Source organism: Thermomonas sp., from assembly GCF_047606765.1.
In the GTDB taxonomy this organism is placed as follows: Bacteria; Pseudomonadota; Gammaproteobacteria; order Xanthomonadales; family Xanthomonadaceae; genus Thermomonas.
On the sequence record NZ_JASGED010000110.1, the window covers coordinates 1 to 16755 of the forward strand.

A 16755-nucleotide genomic window follows, 5' to 3' on the forward strand; every position below is an offset into this window, starting at 1 on the left:
CGCAAGCCCGGTCTGGTCAAGCACGGTTGCGCCCTTGCCTTCCAGATGGCAGGCCATGCCCAGCAGCGCGCCGATGGTGACAACGCCGGTGCCACCGACGCCGGTGATGAGAATGTTCCATGGCTGCGACAGGTCACTGCGCACGGCGGGCATCGGCAGGTTTTCCAGCCGCTCGGCGGCATTGGCTTTCTTGCCCTTGCGTGGCTTGCCACCATGCACAGTGACGAAGCTGGGGCAGAAGCCTTCGACGCAGGAAAAATCCTTGTTGCAATTGCTCTGGTCGATCTCACGCTTGCGCCCGAACTCGGTGTCCTTCGGCAGCACGCTGACGCAGAAACTCTTGACGCCGCAATCGCCGCAGCCTTCGCAGACCAGCGAATTGACCATCACGCGCTTGGGCGGATCCGCCAGCTTGCCGCGCTTGCGGCGGCGGCGCTTTTCCGTCGCGCAGGTCTGGTCATAGATCAGGATCGACGTGCCCTTCACCTCGCGCAGCATCTTCTGCACGGCATCGAGGTCACGACGGTCGTGGAAGGTCACGCCTTCCGGGAAGATGGAAGGCTCCGTCCACTTGTCGATGTCATCGCTGACCAGCGCGATGGTCTGCACGCCTTCGGCACGCATCTGGTGCGCGATCTGCGGCACCGACAGCGTGCCATCGACGGGCTGGCCACCGGTCATCGCCACCGCATCGTTGTAGAGGATCTTGTAGGTGATGTTGACGCCGGCGGCGATGGCTTGCCGGATCGCCAGCGAGCCGCTGTGGAAATAGGTGCCATCGCCCAGGTTCTGGAAGATGTGCGGCGTGTCGGTGAATGCCGCCTGCCCCGCCCACGTCACGCCTTCGCCGCCCATGTGGGTGAAGGTGTCGGTGCTGCGGTCCATCCACGTCACCATGTAATGGCAGCCGATGCCGCCCTGCGCGCGCGAGCCTTCCGGCACCCTGGTCGACGTGTTGTGCGGGCAACCAGAGCAGTAATGCGGCACGCGCGGGAAATTGGCGCGCGGCAATGCCAGCTCGCCTTCCTTGCGTTCCATCCACGCCAGCACTGCGTCGATCTTTTCGCTGCGATGGAAGCGCTGAAGGCGACGACCGATCACGCCGGCAATCGTGGCCGGCGTGAGTTCGCCGGTGCTCGGCAAAATCCATTCGCCGGATTCGTCGTACTTGCCGACGATGCTGGGCCTGCGGCCCCAACCATCCGGCCAGTTGTAGAACTGCTCCTTCATCTGGCGCTCGATGAAGGCACGCTTTTCCTCCACCACCACGATGTCATCCAGCCCGCGCGCGAATGCGGCGATGCCCACCGGTTCCAGCGGCCAGGTCATGCCGACCTTATAGACGCGGATGCCGATATCGCGGCAGGTCGCTTCATCAAGACCCAGGTATTCCAGCGCCTGCAACACGTCCAGATACGACTTGCCGGTGGTCACGATGCCAAGCCGCGCGTTGGGTGCATCCAGCACCATGCGGTCGATGCCGTTGACCCGCGCGAACGCCTGCGCCGCCCTCACCGCGTAGCGATGCAGGCGCATTTCCTGCTCCATCGGTGGATCAGGCCAGCGGATGTTGAGCCCGCCCGGCGGCATCGCGAAATCATCATCGCCCGGCAACACGATGTCCTGCGCGAACGGATCGACTTCGACCGATGCCGAGGATTCCACCGTTTCCGCAATCGTCTTGAAGCCCACCCAGCGGCCCGTGTAGCGGCTCATCGCGAAGCCCAGCACGCCCATGTCCAGGATGTCCTGCACGCCGGCGGGGTTGAGGACCGGCATCATCGCGCTGACGAACTCGTCCTCGCTGCCGTGCGGCAACGTGGAACTGCGGCAGGCGTGGTCGTCTGCGGCCAGCGCCAGCACGCCGCCATGCTGCGACGTACCTGCGGCATTGGCATGCTTGAACACGTCGCCGCAGCGATCCACGCCCGGCCCCTTGCCGTACCACATGGCGAACACGCCATCGTGCTTCGCGCCGGGGAACAGGTTGATCTGCTGCGTGCCCCAGACCATCGTTGCGCCCAGGTCTTCATTCAGACCGGGCTGGAACTTCACGTTCGCGCCTTCCAGATACTTGCGCCCGCGCCACAGTTCCAGATCGAAGCCACCCAGCGGCGAGCCGCGATAGCCACTGATGAACCCCGCCGTGTTCAAGCCCGCGCGTTCATCGCGCAACCGCTGCACGATGGGCAACCGCACCAGCGCCTGCACGCCGCTGAGATAAATGCGCCCCTGCGTGCGGCGGTACTTGTCGTCCAGCGTGTAGTCGGGATCGGTGACGCCCCGGGTCAACGCGACATTCGCCGAAGACGGCGAGGAAAGTTCGGCAGTGCTGGTCATGGCGGCGGCTCGATCAGCGGCACCTAGCGGCGCCTGAGTAAAGACTCGATATTTTAGCAGTGGGCCACCGACGGCCCCATCGCCACTGCCGGTCTAATCATCGCCACAGCGTCGCGGCGGGCGTCGCAGCCGCTGCGACGGTTGGCGCTAGGATGCGCGTATCAGACCGATGGAGGCCACATGGACGCAACCCCGTTTCCCGTCGAAGGCGGCTGCAGCTGCGGCGCGGCGCGCTACCGGATGCTGGCCGCGCCGATCGTGGTACACGCCTGCCATTGCAGCTGGTGCCAGCGCGAGACCGGCAGCGCCTTCGTGCTGAACGCGATGGTCGAGCGCGACCGGCTGCAGCTGCTGGTCGATCCCGCCGCGCTGGAGCTGGTTGCCACCCCTTCGGCCAGCGGCAAGGGCCAGCGCATCATTCGTTGCGGCACCTGCAAGGTCGCGCTGTGGAGCCATTATCCCGGCGGCGGCAGCGCCATCGCCTTCGTCCGCGTCGGCACCCTGGACACGCCGAATGCAGCCCCGCCCGACATCCACATCTACACCAGCACCAAGCAAGCCTGGCTGCAACTGCCGCCGGACGCGCGCGCCTTCGCCGAGTTCTACGACCCGCAACGGGAATGGAGCGCGCAATCGCGGGAACGCTATCGTGCCGCCAAGGTCGCTGCGGCCGCCGCGCGGGATTAACCCGCCGGCACGTGCCGCCTCAGTCCAGCACCCGGCAGAACACCGCCTTCAGATAGCGCGACTCCTGCACCTGCGCCAGCCACGGATGGTCGGGGCCGGCACCGGCAACCTTCAGCACCTGCACGGTGCGGCCGGCGTAGAACGCGGCGCGGCGCAGCATGTCGAGGAACTGCTCCTCGCTGACCAGCCCGGTGCAACTGAAGGTGGCGAACAACCCGCCGGGCTTGACCACGCCCAGCGCCAGCTTGTTCATGTCGAGGTATTTCTTCAGCGCGTTGATGACCTGCTCGCGGTCGCGGGTCATCTTGGCGGGGTCCAGAATCACCACGTCGAACTGCTCGCCATTGATCGCGGCATCACGCAGCCACGGGAAAATGTCGGCCTGCACGAAGCGCGGCTTCCGGCTCCCGATCAACGTGTTGTTCAGATGCGCGTTCTGCTTCGCGATTTCGATCACCGCCGGATCAATGTCGATGCCGACCACCTCCGCCGCGCCGCGCGCCGCCGCATACACGCCAAAGCCGCCGGTGTTGCAGCACAGGTCGAGCACGCGCTTGCCTGCGCACTGCTGGCTCAACCACTGCCGGTTCTCGCGCTGGTCGGCGAAGAAGCCAGTCTTGTGCGCGCCCGCCGGATCGGCGCGGAACTTCACGCCGTATTCGGTGACGATGGCTGGCTCGGTGCCCTGCGTGTCCTTGTAGTCGAAGCTTTCCTGCTTCTGCACATGCTCATCGGCAAAGCTGTGGAAGCGACAACCGGGGAAATGCTCGCGCAGCGCATCGAAGATGATCGAACGGTGCCGCCACGCGCCGGCACTGAAGAACTCGACCACCAGCAGGTCATCGTAGCGATCCACCACCAGCCCGCTGATGCCATCGCCCTCGCTGTGGACCACGCGCCATGCGTTGCTGATTTCGTCCAGCTTGAGGATGTCGCGGCGCAGCGCCACCGCTTCGCCAATCTTGCGCACGAACCAGCCGGCATCGACCATCACGTCCGGGTCGCGCTCCAGCATGCGCAGCGCGATCCGCGAATGGCCGTTGTAGAAGCCGCGCCCGATGAACACTCCATCCACGCCCACCACATCCACGATGCTGCCCGGCTTGGGCCTTTGGGCAGGTTTCTCGACCAGGCGCTGGAAGATCCACGGATGGGTGGAGTTCCAGGCGTTCTTCAGGCGGACGATAGGCAGGGCTTCATTCATGCGCACATTGTAGGCCGGTCGTCGCGCCGCGCCTTGCAATCACCGCCACGCCCCCCACGTTCAATCCATGTCCACGCCGTTGCCCGATACCCGACAGGCGGATCGCACCCGCGTCCGCCGCGCGCTGAACGCGAGTCTGGGCGCGGTCTTGCTGCTGGCTGCCTGCTTCGCGGCCCAGCAGGGTTTTGATTACCGCTTCCTCACCGTCACGCCGTGGACGCCACAGGGGCTGACGGGCCTGCTCACCGCACCGCTGCTGCATGGGTCGGTGGAACACATCCTTGCCAACAGCATCGCCCTGCTGATGCTGGGCACACTGGCCGGCACCACCTACCCGAAGGCCACGCTGCGTGCGCTGCCACTGCTGTGGCTGGGTTCGGGGCTGGGCGCATGGCTGCTCGGGCAGCCCAATTCACACCATCTGGGTGCCAGCGGCGTGACCCATGGCCTTGCCTTTCTTGTGTTCACGCTGGGCCTGCTACGCCGCGACCGCGCGGCGATTGCCGCCGGCATGCTGGCCTTCCTGTTCTACGGCGGCATGCTGCTGACCATCCTCCCGCGCGAGGCCGGCGTGTCGTGGGAATCGCACCTCGGCGGCGCGCTGGGCGGCGTCATCGCCGCCTTCCTGTTCCGTCGCTGCGACCCGCAGCCGCCGCGTCAGCCATACAGCTGGGAAATCGAGGAAGAACTGGCGCGCGAACAGGGCGATGCCGAACGCGCGATGTACGAACCCGATTCCCCGCGCGACGTGCCGGTGCTGTGGCAGCAAACCGATGACGAAGAACGCGGCAAGGTGCTGCCGTTTCGCAGGCGTGAATAAGCTCATTCCAGCCGGGACGCACGCATCGAAACCACAGGCACTAGAATGCGCGCCGACCCTGCCACGGTGGCGGGGAGAACCCAACAGGATTTTCATGAAGAAGATGTATTCCGTGCTGGCGTGCGCGCTGGCACTTTCCGGCCTGTCCTCCGCCGCGGTTGCCGGCGAAGGCTTCATCCGTGGCGAAGCCGGCCGCAGCGACATCAAGTTTGCGGCTGACGACATCGGCAGCGCAAAGGACAAGGACACCTCGCTTTCGCTGCGTGGCGGTTACTGGTTCAACAAGAACTTCGCCGTGGAAGGGCATTACAGCCGCTTCTACGACACCAGCCTGTACAACGACGGCACTGACTACGCTGACGCGGAACTGTCGGCCATTGGCCTTGGCGTCGTTGCCAAGGAGCACTTCACCGATACCGGCCTGGGCTTCTTCATCCAACTGCGCGCCGGCGCAGCGCGCGGCAAGGTGTCGGTGGACACCTCGGAAGGCAGCGGCAGCGTGACCTCGACCAAGCCGTACTACGGCATCGGTGCAGGCTACGACTTCAACCGCAACTTCGGTCTGAGCCTGAACTACGACCACAACCAGGGTTCGGGCGATGGCATCAAGATCACCGCCAACACCCTGTCGCTGGGCCTGGAAGCACGTTTCTGATCCGTTGTGCCAGGTCACTCACGCAGCTGCCGCCGCAAGGCGGCAGTTGTGTTTTTGACGCCCGGTTCCGCCACCGTTGCGGATACCCCGATTAAGCTGCGCATCTCCTTTCTTGCCGATGCCGCTTCGATGCGCCACTTCGCCATCGCCCTTTTTGTGAGTCTGGTTGCCGCCTGCGCCAGTGCGCCGGAAAAACCCGCCACCGTTGCTCCTGCCGCCACTGCCAAGGCAGCGCCGATCAAGATCGGCATCGCGCTGGGTGGCGGCGCGGCCAAGGGCTTTGCCCACATCGGCGTCATCAAGATGCTGGAAGCAAGCGGCATCAAGCCTGTCGTGGTGTCCGGCACCAGCGCCGGCAGCGTGGTCGGCGCGCTGTACGCCAGCGGCATGGATGCCTATGCGATGCAGGAAAAGGCGTTCGCGCTGGACGAATCCAGCATCCGCGACGTGAGCCTGTTCTCCGGGGGCTTGGTGAAAGGCCAGAAGTTGCAGGACTACGTCAACGAACTGGTGGGCGGTCGCACGCTGGAGAAGATGCGCAAGCCCTTCGCCGTGGTCGCCACCAATCTTGCCAATGGCGAACGCACCGTGTTCGTGCGCGGCAATACCGGGCAGGCGGTGCGCGCCAGCAGTTCCGTACCCGGCGTGTTCGAGGCCGTTGCCATCGGCAAGGCGCATTACGTGGATGGCGGCGTGGTCAGCCCGGTGCCGGTGGATGCCGCGCGCGAGCTTGGTGCAGAGTTCGTCATCGCCGTGGACATCAGCAGCAAGGCCGATGGCATCGCCTCCACCACCAGCATGCTCGGCAACCTCAACCAGAGCATCCGCATCATGGGCCAGAAGCTGGGCGCGCAGGAGCTGGCACGCGCGGACATCGTGATCCGCCCGCAGGTCAACGACATCGGCCCTGCGGATTTCGCTTCCAGGAACCGCGCGATCCTCGAAGGCGAACGCGCCGCACAGGCCGCGCTGCCGCTGATCCGCAAGAAGCTGGAGGCCCTTGTCGCCGCGCGCAATGCACAGGCACGGCAAGCCGCCGAAGCCGAAGCCACCCGCAAACGTGAAGCAGAGCGACAAGCGCGCTGCAAGCGGCAACAAGGCTGGACGAAGGCACTCACGCGGGATGCGGATTGCCGCTGAATGCGAACGATGGCCTATGCTTGCCGCACCCGTTGCTGTAGCCGAGCCTCATGGATCTGACCCGTTCGTACCAGCAGCACATCCCCGGCGACATCCTTGCTCGCTACCAGTTCGCTGAAACACGCAATGCCGCTGCAATCTTTGCCGCGACGAATCCAACTGCGTTCGAACAGTTGCAGGACGTGCTTCGCAGTTTTCATCTGAAAACATCAGACCTGCTCACGCCCGGAGGCCAGGAAAGCGATCTTGCTGCGCGCATGAATCGTGCATTCCGGGATGGTGGCTGGCGCGAAGCCCGCGTGGACACGCTGATCCAGCTTTCCCTGCAAAGAACGCCATTGGCATCAGCAGGCGAAACACGACTTGATCCCATCGTCACGGAAACGCGCAACGAGGGATACAAGGTGGACAACTTCCGTGATCGCATTGCACTGGACATGGAGTGGAACGCCAAGGACGGAAATCTGGATCGCGACATCGGTGCTTATCGTTCCCTTTATGATGCTGCGCTCATCGACGTGGGCGTGCTGATTACCCGCACGATGAGTCTGCGCGAATTAGGCAGGCGTCTTGGCGAAGCCGCTGGCATGGCCCCGGAACAAGCCAAGCGCATCCTCAACACCACAACCACAACCAATCGGGAAAAACTGCTGCCTCGATTGACGCGCGGTGATGCTGGCGGCTGCCCGATACTTGCCATTTTCATTTGTCCGGAAACACATACGCCGGACTAGGCAGGCATCCCAAGATCCAATAGACTCCAATTCTCAAGATCTGTTTGGAATCTCGATGGCCAGCCCCTTGATCGAACAGGATCACGCCGTCCCGTTGCCGACCATTGAAAATGGCTGGACGACAATCCTGGCCGATCCTCCCTGGCGATTCACCAACCGAACGGGAAAGGTTGCCCCGGAACATCGTCGTCTGGATCGCTATTCCACGATGTCGCTGGACGATATCTGCGCAATGCCGGTTCGCAACGTTGCAGCACGCAACGCGCATCTGTACATGTGGGTTCCCAATGCGCTTCTTCCGGACGGATTGAAAGTCATGGAGGCATGGGGCTTCCGCTACGTTTCCAACATCGTCTGGGCCAAACGCCGCAAGGACGGCGGGCCAGATGGGCGTGGCGTGGGCTTCTACTTCCGCAACGTGACTGAACTGCTTTTGTTTGGTGTTCGTGGTTCGCTGCGCACGCTTGCGCCTGCGCGAAGTCAGGTCAACATGATCGAAACCCGCAAGCGCGAGCATTCGCGCAAGCCGGACGAACAGTACGCCTTGATTGAAGCCTGTTCACCGGGACCGTATCTGGAATTGTTTGCACGCCATCCTCAACCCAATTGGTCGGCATGGGGCGCGGAATCCGCGTCTGAAGTCCAGCCGCGCGGCAGGCAGCACAAGGGCTATGGCGGTGGCCCCATTCAACTGCCGCTTGTTTCGCCCTATGCGCGTCTCACCGAAGATGCAGCCGAGGAAACGGGCCGGGCACTCAAGCAGCGTTACGAACTTGGCCGATCCATCCGGGAATTGTCGGAAGAAACGCAATACTCCATTGGACGTGTCAGAAGCCTGCTTGCAGCGTCGGGAACTTCGTTCCGCCCACGAGGCGGGTCGAAATAACCAGAAATACTGAACGCGGCAGACTGCCCTGCATCAAAACCTCGCGCCTCCGCGGGCGTAAGATTGGTCGCATGAACACCGATCCACTGCCGCGCCGCATCGAAAACATCCAGACCGACCGTGGTTCACTGCCGGTGTATGCGACCGGCACGGTGGAGCAGCCGTGGGACAGCTACAGCGCGAGCGACCACGCGGTCTGGCAGCAGCTCTACAAGCGTCAGCGCGAAATCCTGCCCGGTCGCGCCAGCGACGCCTTCCTGCGCGCGCAGGACACGATGGGGATGACGCCTGACCGCATCCCGAAGTTCGATGACCTCAACAAGGTGCTGGGCGATGCCACCGGCTGGCAGATCGTCGGCGTGGAGGGCCTGCTGCCGGAGTTGGTGTTCTTCGAGCATCTCGCCAATCGCCGCTTTCCGGTGAGCTGGTGGATCCGCCGGCCCGACCAGATCGATTACATCGAAGAACCCGATCTGTTCCACGACCTGTTCGGCCATGTGCCGCTGCTGATGGACCCGATGTTCGCCGACTACCTTGTCGCCTACGGCAAGGGCGGCGTGAAAGCGCACGGCGTTGGCCCGGATGCGCTCATGCAACTGGCGCGGCTGTACTGGTACACGGTGGAGTTCGGCCTGATCCGCCAGAAGGACGGCCTGCGCATCTACGGTGCCGGCATCGTCAGTTCCAAGGGCGAGTCGATTTACTCGCTGGAAAGTGATGCGCCCAACCGCATCGGCTTCGATCTGGAACGGGTGATGCGCACGCGCTATCGCATCGACACGTTCCAGCAAACCTACTTCGTGATCGACAGCTACGAAGAACTGATCGCGGCCACGCTGCCGGATTTCACGCCGCTCTACGCACGCCTGCGCACGCAGGACGCGATCCCCGCCGGCACGGTGTTGGAAACGGACACGGTGCTTCATCGCGGCAGCGGCGAAGGCTGGGCCAGCGAAGGCGACGTCTGACCCGCCCGCGCATTTCGGCGACAATGGCGCTTTCCACCACGCCACGCCGACCATGTCGCAAACGTCTATTTCGCTGACGCGCTTCTTGATCGAGGAACAGCGCGCCGGGCGCATCAGCCCCGACCTGCGCCTGCTGATTGAAGTGGTGGCACGCGCCTGCAAATCGATCTCGATTGCCGTGGGCAAGGGCGCATTGGGCGGCGTGCTGGGCGATGCCGGCAATGACGGCCAGGCCAGCATCAATGTGCAGGGCGAAGCGCAGAAGAAGCTCGATGTGCTGAGCAACGAAATCCTGCTGGAAGCCAATGCATGGGGCGGGCATCTGGCCGGGCTGGCATCGGAAGAGATGGACACCTCGCATCCGATCCCGGACAAGTACCCGCGCGGCAATTACCTGCTGCTGTTCGATCCGCTGGATGGTTCGTCGAACATCGACGTGAACATTTCCGTCGGCACGATCTTCTCGGTGCTGCGATGCCCGGACGGCGTGACCAACCCCACCGATGAACACTTCCTGCAACCGGGTACCGCGCAGGTCGCCGCCGGTTACTGCACCTACGGCCCCAGCACGATGCTGGTGCTGACCGTGGGCCATGGCACGCATGCGTTCACGCTGGATCGTGAAGTCGGCAGCTTCGTGCTGACCACGCGCGGCATGCGCATCCCCGAGGAGACCAAGGAGTTCGCGGTCAATATGTCCAACCAGCGCTTCTGGGAAGCGCCGATGCAGGCCTATGTCGGCGACCTGCTGAAGGGCAGCGAAGGCCCGCGCGGCAAGGACTTCAACATGCGCTGGGTGGCCAGCATGGTGGCCGACGTGCATCGCATCCTGACCCGTGGCGGCATCTTCAGCTATCCGCTGGACAGCAAGTGCGCGGCCAAGGGCGGCAAGCTGCGGCTGATGTACGAAGCCAACCCGATGAGCTTCCTCGTGGAACAGGCCGGTGGCGCAGCCAGCACCGGCCGCATGCGCATGCTGGAAGTGCAACCGACCGGCCTGCACATGCGGGTGCCGGTGTTCCTGGGTTCGAAGACGGAAGTGGAAACGGCAGTGCGCTATCACCTTGATGCCGACACGGCCTGATCGCGTTCAGCCGCGTCCCGGCAGCTGGTTGAGTGACAACCAGTACTGGCCGATCCGGCGCACCATCTCGACGAAGCTGGCGAAGGCCATCGGCTTCTGCACGTAGCTGTTCGCGCCCAGTGCGTACATCTCCGCCACATCGCCCGGTTCCGCGCTGGTGCTGAGTACCACCACCGGCAGCGTGCGCGTGGCCGGGTCGGCACGCAGCGCCTGCAATACTTCGCGCCCGTCCAGCTTGGGCAGGTTCATGTCCAGCAGCACCACCGCGGGCAGCGTCTTGCCGGCGCGCGCGCGCAGATAGCCAAGCGCCTCCACGCCATCGCCCGCCACCTCCAGCGCGCATTCGCAGCCGGACTGGGCGAAGGCGATACGGGTCAGCTCGGCCTCGTCCGGGTTGTCCTCGACCAGCAGGATGGTCTTCCCGCTCATGCCGGCATCCATCGGCAGATCCTCCTTCAACCCGCGCAAGCTAACCGCATGGCCTGTCAACATGACGTGCACGTTCGCGGTGGTGATGTGCGATGGGAGGGCCGCTGCTGCCGTCATTGGCTTGCATCACGCGACATTGCCGCATTCACGGCTTAACCTGATGGGCATCGCGCAAGGGAACTTTCGATGCTTGAGTGGCTGACCCGGGTCTGGGATGCGTTCTGGGCCATCCCGCACATCCAGGTCTGGCTGACCGCCGGCTGGGGCTTGTACGTGATCGGGCTTGGCCTGTGGATCGTGCTGCAAAAACGCGAGCCCGCCGCCACCCTCAGCTGGCTCATCAGTCTGGCCGCGCTGCCCTATGTCGGCTTCGCCATCTATTACCTGTTCGGGCCGCAGAAACTCACCCGCCATCGGCTGCGCCGCCAGCGCCATCGCGCCGCGCTGCAAAGCGCCGGGCAGGACAGCGAAAACACGGAACTGCAAACGCTGGGGCATGCCACCACCGGGCTTGCGCCGATGACTGCGCGCGACGTGCAGCTGCTGGTCGATGGCGGTGCGAAATATCCGGCGCTGCTGGCCGACATCGCCAGTGCGCGCGACCACATCCATCTTGAGTACTACATCTTCGAGCCCGACCACAGCGGCACGGCGCTGCGCGATGCGCTGGCCCAGCGCGCGCGCACCGGGGTCAAGGTGCGCCTGCTGGTGGATGCGCTGGGCAGCAGCAAAGCGCGGCGCAAGCGTTTTTTTGCGCCGCTGCTCGCTGCCGGCGGCGAAGTCGCGTGGTTCCATCCCGCGCAACCGTGGCTGCCGTGGCGACGCCCGTGGGTGAACCTGCGCACGCATCGCAAGATCGTGGTGATCGACGGGCGCATTGGTTATCTCGGCGGCATCAACATCACCGACGCACAGGACGAACGCCTGCGCGAGGATGCCTATCGCGACCTGCATCTGCGCATCGAAGGCGATCTGGTGCGCAGCCTGCAACGGGTCTTCATCGAAGACTGGGCCTACACCACCAAGCGCACGGATTTTGTGGGCGACGTGGCGCGTGCAATGCCACCGCTGCAACCCGGCCCGATCCAGTCGCAACTGCTCGCCTCCGGGCCGGATTCGCCGTGGGAGGCGATCCATCGCCTGCATGTCGGTGCGATCCACGCTGCCAAGCAACGGGTCTGGATGACCACGCCCTATTTCGTGCCCGGCGAGGCGGCAATGATGGCGCTGACCTCTGCAGCGCTGGGCGGTTTGGACGTGCGCCTGCTGGTGCCGAAGACCAGCGACAGCAAACTGGTGACCTGGTGCATGCGTTCCTACTACGACGACCTGCTGGCGGCCGGCGTCAAGGTCTATGAATATGGCCCGCGACTGCTGCATTCCAAGACCCTGCTGGTCGATGACCATCTGGCGATCATCGGCAGCGCCAACTTCGATTACCGCAGCTTCCGCCTCAATTTCGAATCCTCGATCCTGTTCGATGACGAAGGTGTGGCGGCGATGCTGGCGCAGCAGATCGAGCGCGAGTTCGCATACGCTCCGCGCGTGCGCAACGAACGTGCGCATCCGTTCTTCGCGCGCCTACTGGAAGCGCTGGCGCGGCTGGTCGCGCCACTGCTGTAACCCGCGCGACGGCGTAAACTGCACCCACTCTCTGCGGAGCTACGCGCATGCACTGGTTGTTCCTGCTGCTCGCTTTTGCGGCATTGGCCTTTGCCCTTCTGACCACTTCGACGCCTGTACTGGCAGGCTGCCTGCTGGCCGCGCTGGTGCTGTTCGTGCTGTGGGTATTCGGTCTGTATCAGGCGCGCGTGGCCGGCAGCGGTCGCGACATCGCCATGGCCATCGACCCGATGGAATTGCGCCGCCTGCGCGAGCAGGCGGAAGCGCGCAAGGCAGCCGCCGAAGCCGGCACGCAGGACACTGACACCACGCCGTGACTGCACTCAGCGTCAACCTCAACAAGATCGCCGTGCTGCGCAACTCGCGCGGCGGCAATGAACCCGATGTGCTGCGTGCGGGCATCACTTGCCTTGATGCTGGTGCCCACGGCCTGACCGTGCATCCGCGCCCGGATGCGCGGCATATTCGTGCGGACGATGTGGCGGTGCTGGGCGCGCTGTGCCGTGAGCGTGGCGTGGAGTTCAACATCGAGGGCAATCCCTTCGCCCCGCCGCGCCCCGGTTATCCCGGCCTGCTGGCATTGTGCGATGCCGAGCGTCCCGCGCAGGTGACCCTGGTGCCGGATGGCGATGGTCAACTGACTTCCGATCACGGTTTCGATTTCGCCCGCGATGGCGATGCGCTGCGCCCGCTGATTGCAGCGTTCAAGGCGCTGGGTTGCCGGGTCAGCGTGTTCGTCAATGTCGGCGATCCCGATGTCGCACGCGCTGCTGCGGTCGGCGCTGATCGCGTGGAGCTTTACACCGGCCCGTTTGCCGAAGCCTTCGCTGCAGGCGATGTGGATGCCGCACGCGCCGCCGCGCAAACCGCGTGTCTTGCACAAGCCGCGGGCCTCGGCGTCAATGCAGGCCACGATCTCAGCCAGGGCAACCTGCCGCATTTCCTCGCCCGCGTACCGAACGTGCTGGAAGTCTCGATCGGCCACGCCCTGATCGGCGAAGCGCTCTACGCCGGGCTGGATGCCACCGTGCGCGCCTACCGCCACATCGTCGATGCGGCGGCAAGCCCATGATGTTCAACGCCTGATCGCGATATCCCGATAACCCGCGTTTTGCGCAGCCGCCACTGCAAAGGCAATGGCGCGGTATTCCGCATCGCCACTGCCATCCAGCGCCAGCACCTCATCCGGCGCCTGCGCACGCTGCGCGCGCAGTTCGGCCGCGAGCGCCGACAACTCCACCCGCGCGCCATCCAGCAATGCACTGCCGTCGGCCTGTACCTGCAACTGCACGGGTTCCGGCAGCGGAACCGGCGGCGGCAGCGCAATGCCCGGCAGGGTCAGGCCGATGCTGTCGCTGCGGATCGGCATCGTCACCATGAAGATCACCAGCAACACCAGCATCACATCGACCAGCGGGGTGATGTTGATCCCCGCCATCGCAGCAGCCTGCGCGCGGCGGGACTGCGAGAAAACGGAAGCGGCCATGCAGCACCTCCTTTGCGGGCACATTGCCCGTCTCCACGCTGCGCTTGCGCAGTCGCTACTGTCCATGCATAGCCGATGGCCGGCATCGCTGTCCGGATAAAGGGTTTCACCCGCCAAACGCGCACAAAAAAACGCCGCCCTTGCAGGCGGCGTCCGTCATCCACGACGTGCTCCGCATGGCGGAGCGATGAATGTTTGAATCAGTTCTGGACGAAGCCGATCTTCGCCATCTCGGCGTTCTTGGCTGCCGCCAGGACCTTGGCCAGCACACCGTAATCGGCATCGTCACTGGTGTCGATTTCCAGCGTCGGCTGGTTGGTCGGGTCACGATCCACTTCGGTGCGCATCATGGTCTGCAATGCGGTGACCGGCGTGGGCGTGTTGTTCCAGAACACCTGACCGGAGGCGTCGATCCGCAGGCTGATCGGATCCGGCGGATCCTTGGTCTGCGGCGGCGGGTTGAGCGACTTCTGCGGCAGATCCACGTCCACCGGCACCGACTGGATCGGCATGGTCACCATGAAGATGATGAGCAGCACCAACATCACGTCCACGAGGGGCGTGACGTTGATGTCGGACATCGCGCCGCCACCGGAGTTGCTTGCAAATGCCATGGCGTACTACCTCAGATGTTCTTCTTCGGCGGCGTGGTGACAAAGCCGACCTTGCGCATGCCCTGCGCTTGGGCGATCTTCACCACGTCGTTGACCAGCCGGTACTTGGTGGTCTTGTCCGCGCGAATGTTGACGGTGGGCTGCGGATCCTTCTGCGCCTCGACCGAGAGCTTGCTCTCGATCAGGGGGCGCGTGGCAGGCTCGTCGTTCCAGAACAGCGCGCCTGCTTCGGTGACCGCGATGGTGATCGGCGGCAACGCTTGCTTCTTCTCGTCCTTCTTCTCAAGCACCGCTTCCGGCAGCTGAACCTTGACCTTGTGGTTCATCAGCGGCGTGGTGATCATGAAGATGATCAGCAGCACCAACATCACGTCCACGAGGGGCGTGACGTTGATTTCGGCCATTGGGCCGCCGCTGTCGTTACCGCCGGCACTCATACCCATGGTCAGGAGCCTCCGTCAGGTCTTCGCGACGATCAGCGCTTGCCGGCCGCTTCGCCGACGCGCGAGCCGGTGGCGAAGAAGTCGTGCAGGTCGTGCGCGAAGGTGTCGAAGTGGTTGTTGGTCACGCGGTTCAGGCGCACGAAGAAGTTGTACGCAAGCACCGCCGGGATGGCGACGAACAGACCGATCGCGGTCATGATCAGCGCTTCACCCACCGGACCGGCCACGGCCGAGATCGAGGCGTCGCCCGAAGCACCGATCTTGATCAGCGCGCGGTAGATGCCCCACACGGTGCCGAGCAGGCCGACGAACGGCGCGGTGGCACCGACGGTGGCAAGCACGGTCAGGCCGTTTTCAAGGCGCGAGGACTCGCGGGTCACGGCCTGGCGCAGGGCGCGATCCACGAACTCGGAACGGCTCAGCGATTCGGCAAGGCGCGAACCATCGTGACGCTGGTGGTGCGCAGCCGCCTGGGCGGCATCCAGCGCGATCTTGGAGAACGGCTCGGCCTTCGGCTGCTCTTCCATGTAGCGGATCGCGTCCTGTGCGTTCGGGGTTTCCCAGAACGTGCCGGTCACGCGCTCGGCCTGGCCGCGCAGGCGCAGGTTCTTCACGAAGTTGATGATGATCCAGTACCACGACATCAGCGACATCACCATCAAGGTGAGGAAGACGACCCAACCGACGAAGTCGAACTGGGTGATGAGGTGGTCGAAGCCCATCTGCTGCAGCGCGGCGGCGTTGTTGCCTCCGGCGGCAGGAGCGGCGGCAGTGGTTTCTTGCAACATACGCTTACCTTTGGATGTCGTGGATGAGGTTTGTCAAAAGGAGCTTGAACAACATGCAGGGTGGAGCGGGGTGGAACTTGTTTCTGATTACTGAAGCTTCCATTCAACCGGGACGCGAACGCGGCTGGCGATCTTCTGGCCGTTGCGCACTTCCGGGTTGAAGCGCCACTTCCTGGCGCCTTGGACGGCGGCGCGGTCGAGGTTGCGGTTGCCGCTGGAACGTTCGACCGACACGTCAAGCACATTGCCGTTGGCATCGATGCTGACGATCAGGACGGTCGTGCCTTCGATCCCACGACGCGCTTCTTCGCGCGGGTACTGCGGCGGATTCATCGCACGCGAGGATGCGTCCACGCTGGAGCCGATGTCGGGGGTCGATGACGGTGGCGCGGGCGGCGCGGGCGGCGGTGCCTGCACGTCCATCGGCGACGGGTCGTCGAACACTACCGGCGGGTCTTCCGGCGGCGGCGGCACCGGGCTGGGCCGCGGCGGCGACAGCGTCTTCGGCGGCGTCAGCGGCTTGGGCTGATCCGGCGGGGGCGGCGGGGGCGGCGGCGGCGGGGGCGGCGGGTCGATGAAGGTGACCAGGACCGAATCCTCATCCTCGACATCCTGTGCCGGTGGCGAGATCGGGGCCAGCAACAGCAACAGGGCCGCCGCATGGATGGCGATGGCGAAACTGATGCCGAAAATGCGCGGCCAGTTCAATCCGCCTTCGCGGTCGTCATTTTTCTCGGTGTGGGCGAGATCTTCCGTCATGCGCACGGCTCTGGTGTGGGAAACCCCGACCCGTCAAGGCCGGGGGCTATAACGATCACGGCTTGCTCGCCGCAGGAACCACCTAGTCTATACCA

The 16755-nt window shown here is 64.4% G+C and carries 19 protein-coding genes; 11 read left to right on the forward strand and 8 right to left on the reverse strand.

Annotation, left to right across the window (positions count from 1 at the left end; translation table 11 throughout):
* Nucleotides 1-2340 (reverse strand): indolepyruvate ferredoxin oxidoreductase family protein (locus tag QM612_RS10415; RefSeq protein WP_415253822.1); only part of this gene is annotated, 2340 nt, incomplete at its 3' end.
* Nucleotides 2341-2520: 180 nt separating this feature from the next.
* Here QM612_RS10415 and QM612_RS10420 point away from each other — a divergent pair.
* Nucleotides 2521-3027 carry a GFA family protein gene (locus tag QM612_RS10420; RefSeq protein ID WP_415253823.1) on the forward strand — a complete coding sequence of 169 codons (507 nt, stop codon included), beginning with the start codon at nt 2521-2523 and terminating at the stop codon, nt 3025-3027.
* Nucleotides 3028-3046: 19 nt separating this feature from the next.
* Here the strand turns inward: QM612_RS10420 and QM612_RS10425 are convergent, their stop codons facing one another.
* A complete protein-coding gene (locus tag QM612_RS10425; RefSeq protein ID WP_415253824.1) occupies nt 3047-4231 on the reverse strand; it encodes a class I SAM-dependent rRNA methyltransferase in 1185 nt (394 codons plus the stop codon).
* Between the two features lie 67 nt (nt 4232-4298).
* Here QM612_RS10425 and QM612_RS10430 point away from each other — a divergent pair, with 67 nt between their 5' ends.
* The 7 genes from QM612_RS10430 to QM612_RS10460 all read left to right on the forward strand — a co-directional run bounded on the left by QM612_RS10430 (nt 4299) and on the right by QM612_RS10460 (nt 10518).
* Nucleotides 4299-5051 carry a rhomboid family intramembrane serine protease gene (locus tag QM612_RS10430; RefSeq protein WP_415253825.1) on the forward strand — a complete coding sequence of 251 codons (753 nt, stop codon included), beginning with the start codon at nt 4299-4301 and terminating at the stop codon, nt 5049-5051.
* A 94-nt stretch (nt 5052-5145) separates the two neighbouring features.
* Nucleotides 5146-5706, forward strand: a complete 561-nt coding sequence (locus tag QM612_RS10435; RefSeq protein ID WP_415253826.1) for a porin family protein — start codon at nt 5146-5148, stop codon at nt 5704-5706.
* 129 nt (nt 5707-5835) lie between these two features.
* A complete protein-coding gene (locus tag QM612_RS10440; RefSeq protein ID WP_415253827.1) occupies nt 5836-6846 on the forward strand; it encodes a patatin-like phospholipase family protein in 1011 nt (336 codons plus the stop codon).
* A gap of 50 nt (nt 6847-6896) precedes the next feature.
* Complete coding sequence (locus QM612_RS10445) at nt 6897-7580, forward strand: BglII/BstYI family type II restriction endonuclease (RefSeq protein ID WP_415253828.1); 684 nt, start codon at nt 6897-6899, stop codon at nt 7578-7580.
* A gap of 55 nt (nt 7581-7635) precedes the next feature.
* The gene (locus QM612_RS10450; RefSeq protein WP_415253829.1) at nt 7636-8466 is read left to right on the forward strand and encodes an MT-A70 family methyltransferase; all 831 of its coding nucleotides are present in this window, start codon (nt 7636-7638) and stop codon (nt 8464-8466) included.
* A gap of 71 nt (nt 8467-8537) precedes the next feature.
* A complete protein-coding gene (gene phhA / locus QM612_RS10455; RefSeq protein WP_415253830.1) occupies nt 8538-9434 on the forward strand; it encodes a phenylalanine 4-monooxygenase in 897 nt (298 codons plus the stop codon).
* Nucleotides 9435-9486: 52 nt separating this feature from the next.
* On the forward strand, nt 9487-10518 hold the full coding sequence (locus QM612_RS10460) for a class 1 fructose-bisphosphatase (RefSeq protein ID WP_415253831.1): 1032 nt from the start codon (nt 9487-9489) through the stop codon (nt 10516-10518).
* A gap of 6 nt (nt 10519-10524) precedes the next feature.
* Here the strand turns inward: QM612_RS10460 and QM612_RS10465 are convergent, their stop codons facing one another.
* The gene (locus tag QM612_RS10465) at nt 10525-10947 is read right to left on the reverse strand and encodes a response regulator (protein ID WP_415253832.1); all 423 of its coding nucleotides are present in this window, start codon (nt 10945-10947) and stop codon (nt 10525-10527) included.
* A gap of 186 nt (nt 10948-11133) precedes the next feature.
* Here QM612_RS10465 and cls point away from each other — a divergent pair, with 186 nt between their 5' ends.
* From cls to QM612_RS10480, 3 genes are read left to right on the forward strand one after another with little or no spacing between them, the layout of a single operon-like run.
* Nucleotides 11134-12570: a cardiolipin synthase gene (cls, locus tag QM612_RS10470; protein ID WP_415253833.1), complete on the forward strand. Its 1437-nt coding sequence runs from the start codon at nt 11134-11136 to the stop codon at nt 12568-12570.
* Between the two features lie 47 nt (nt 12571-12617).
* The gene (locus QM612_RS10475; RefSeq protein WP_415253834.1) at nt 12618-12887 is read left to right on the forward strand and encodes a hypothetical protein; all 270 of its coding nucleotides are present in this window, start codon (nt 12618-12620) and stop codon (nt 12885-12887) included.
* On the forward strand, nt 12884-13642 hold the full coding sequence (locus QM612_RS10480; protein WP_415253835.1) for a pyridoxine 5'-phosphate synthase: 759 nt from the start codon (nt 12884-12886) through the stop codon (nt 13640-13642). The genes QM612_RS10475 and QM612_RS10480 overlap by 4 nt, the downstream gene beginning before the upstream one ends.
* Nucleotides 13643-13645: 3 nt before the next feature.
* Here QM612_RS10480 and QM612_RS10485 read toward each other — a convergent pair whose 3' ends face one another.
* The 5 genes from QM612_RS10485 to QM612_RS10505 form a co-directional block, all read right to left on the reverse strand.
* The gene (locus QM612_RS10485) at nt 13646-14056 is read right to left on the reverse strand and encodes an ExbD/TolR family protein (protein WP_415253836.1); all 411 of its coding nucleotides are present in this window, start codon (nt 14054-14056) and stop codon (nt 13646-13648) included.
* Nucleotides 14057-14256: 200 nt separating this feature from the next.
* Complete coding sequence (locus QM612_RS10490) at nt 14257-14670, reverse strand: ExbD/TolR family protein (RefSeq protein WP_415253837.1); 414 nt, start codon at nt 14668-14670, stop codon at nt 14257-14259.
* Between the two features lie 11 nt (nt 14671-14681).
* Nucleotides 14682-15107, reverse strand: coding sequence for an ExbD/TolR family protein (locus QM612_RS10495; protein ID WP_415253854.1), 426 nt, complete (start codon nt 15105-15107; stop codon nt 14682-14684).
* Nucleotides 15108-15145: 38 nt separating this feature from the next.
* Complete coding sequence (locus QM612_RS10500) at nt 15146-15901, reverse strand: MotA/TolQ/ExbB proton channel family protein (protein ID WP_415253838.1); 756 nt, start codon at nt 15899-15901, stop codon at nt 15146-15148.
* 87 nt (nt 15902-15988) lie between these two features.
* Nucleotides 15989-16660, reverse strand: a complete 672-nt coding sequence (locus QM612_RS10505) for an energy transducer TonB (RefSeq protein WP_415253839.1) — start codon at nt 16658-16660, stop codon at nt 15989-15991.
* Nucleotides 16661-16755: the final 95 nt, after the last annotated feature.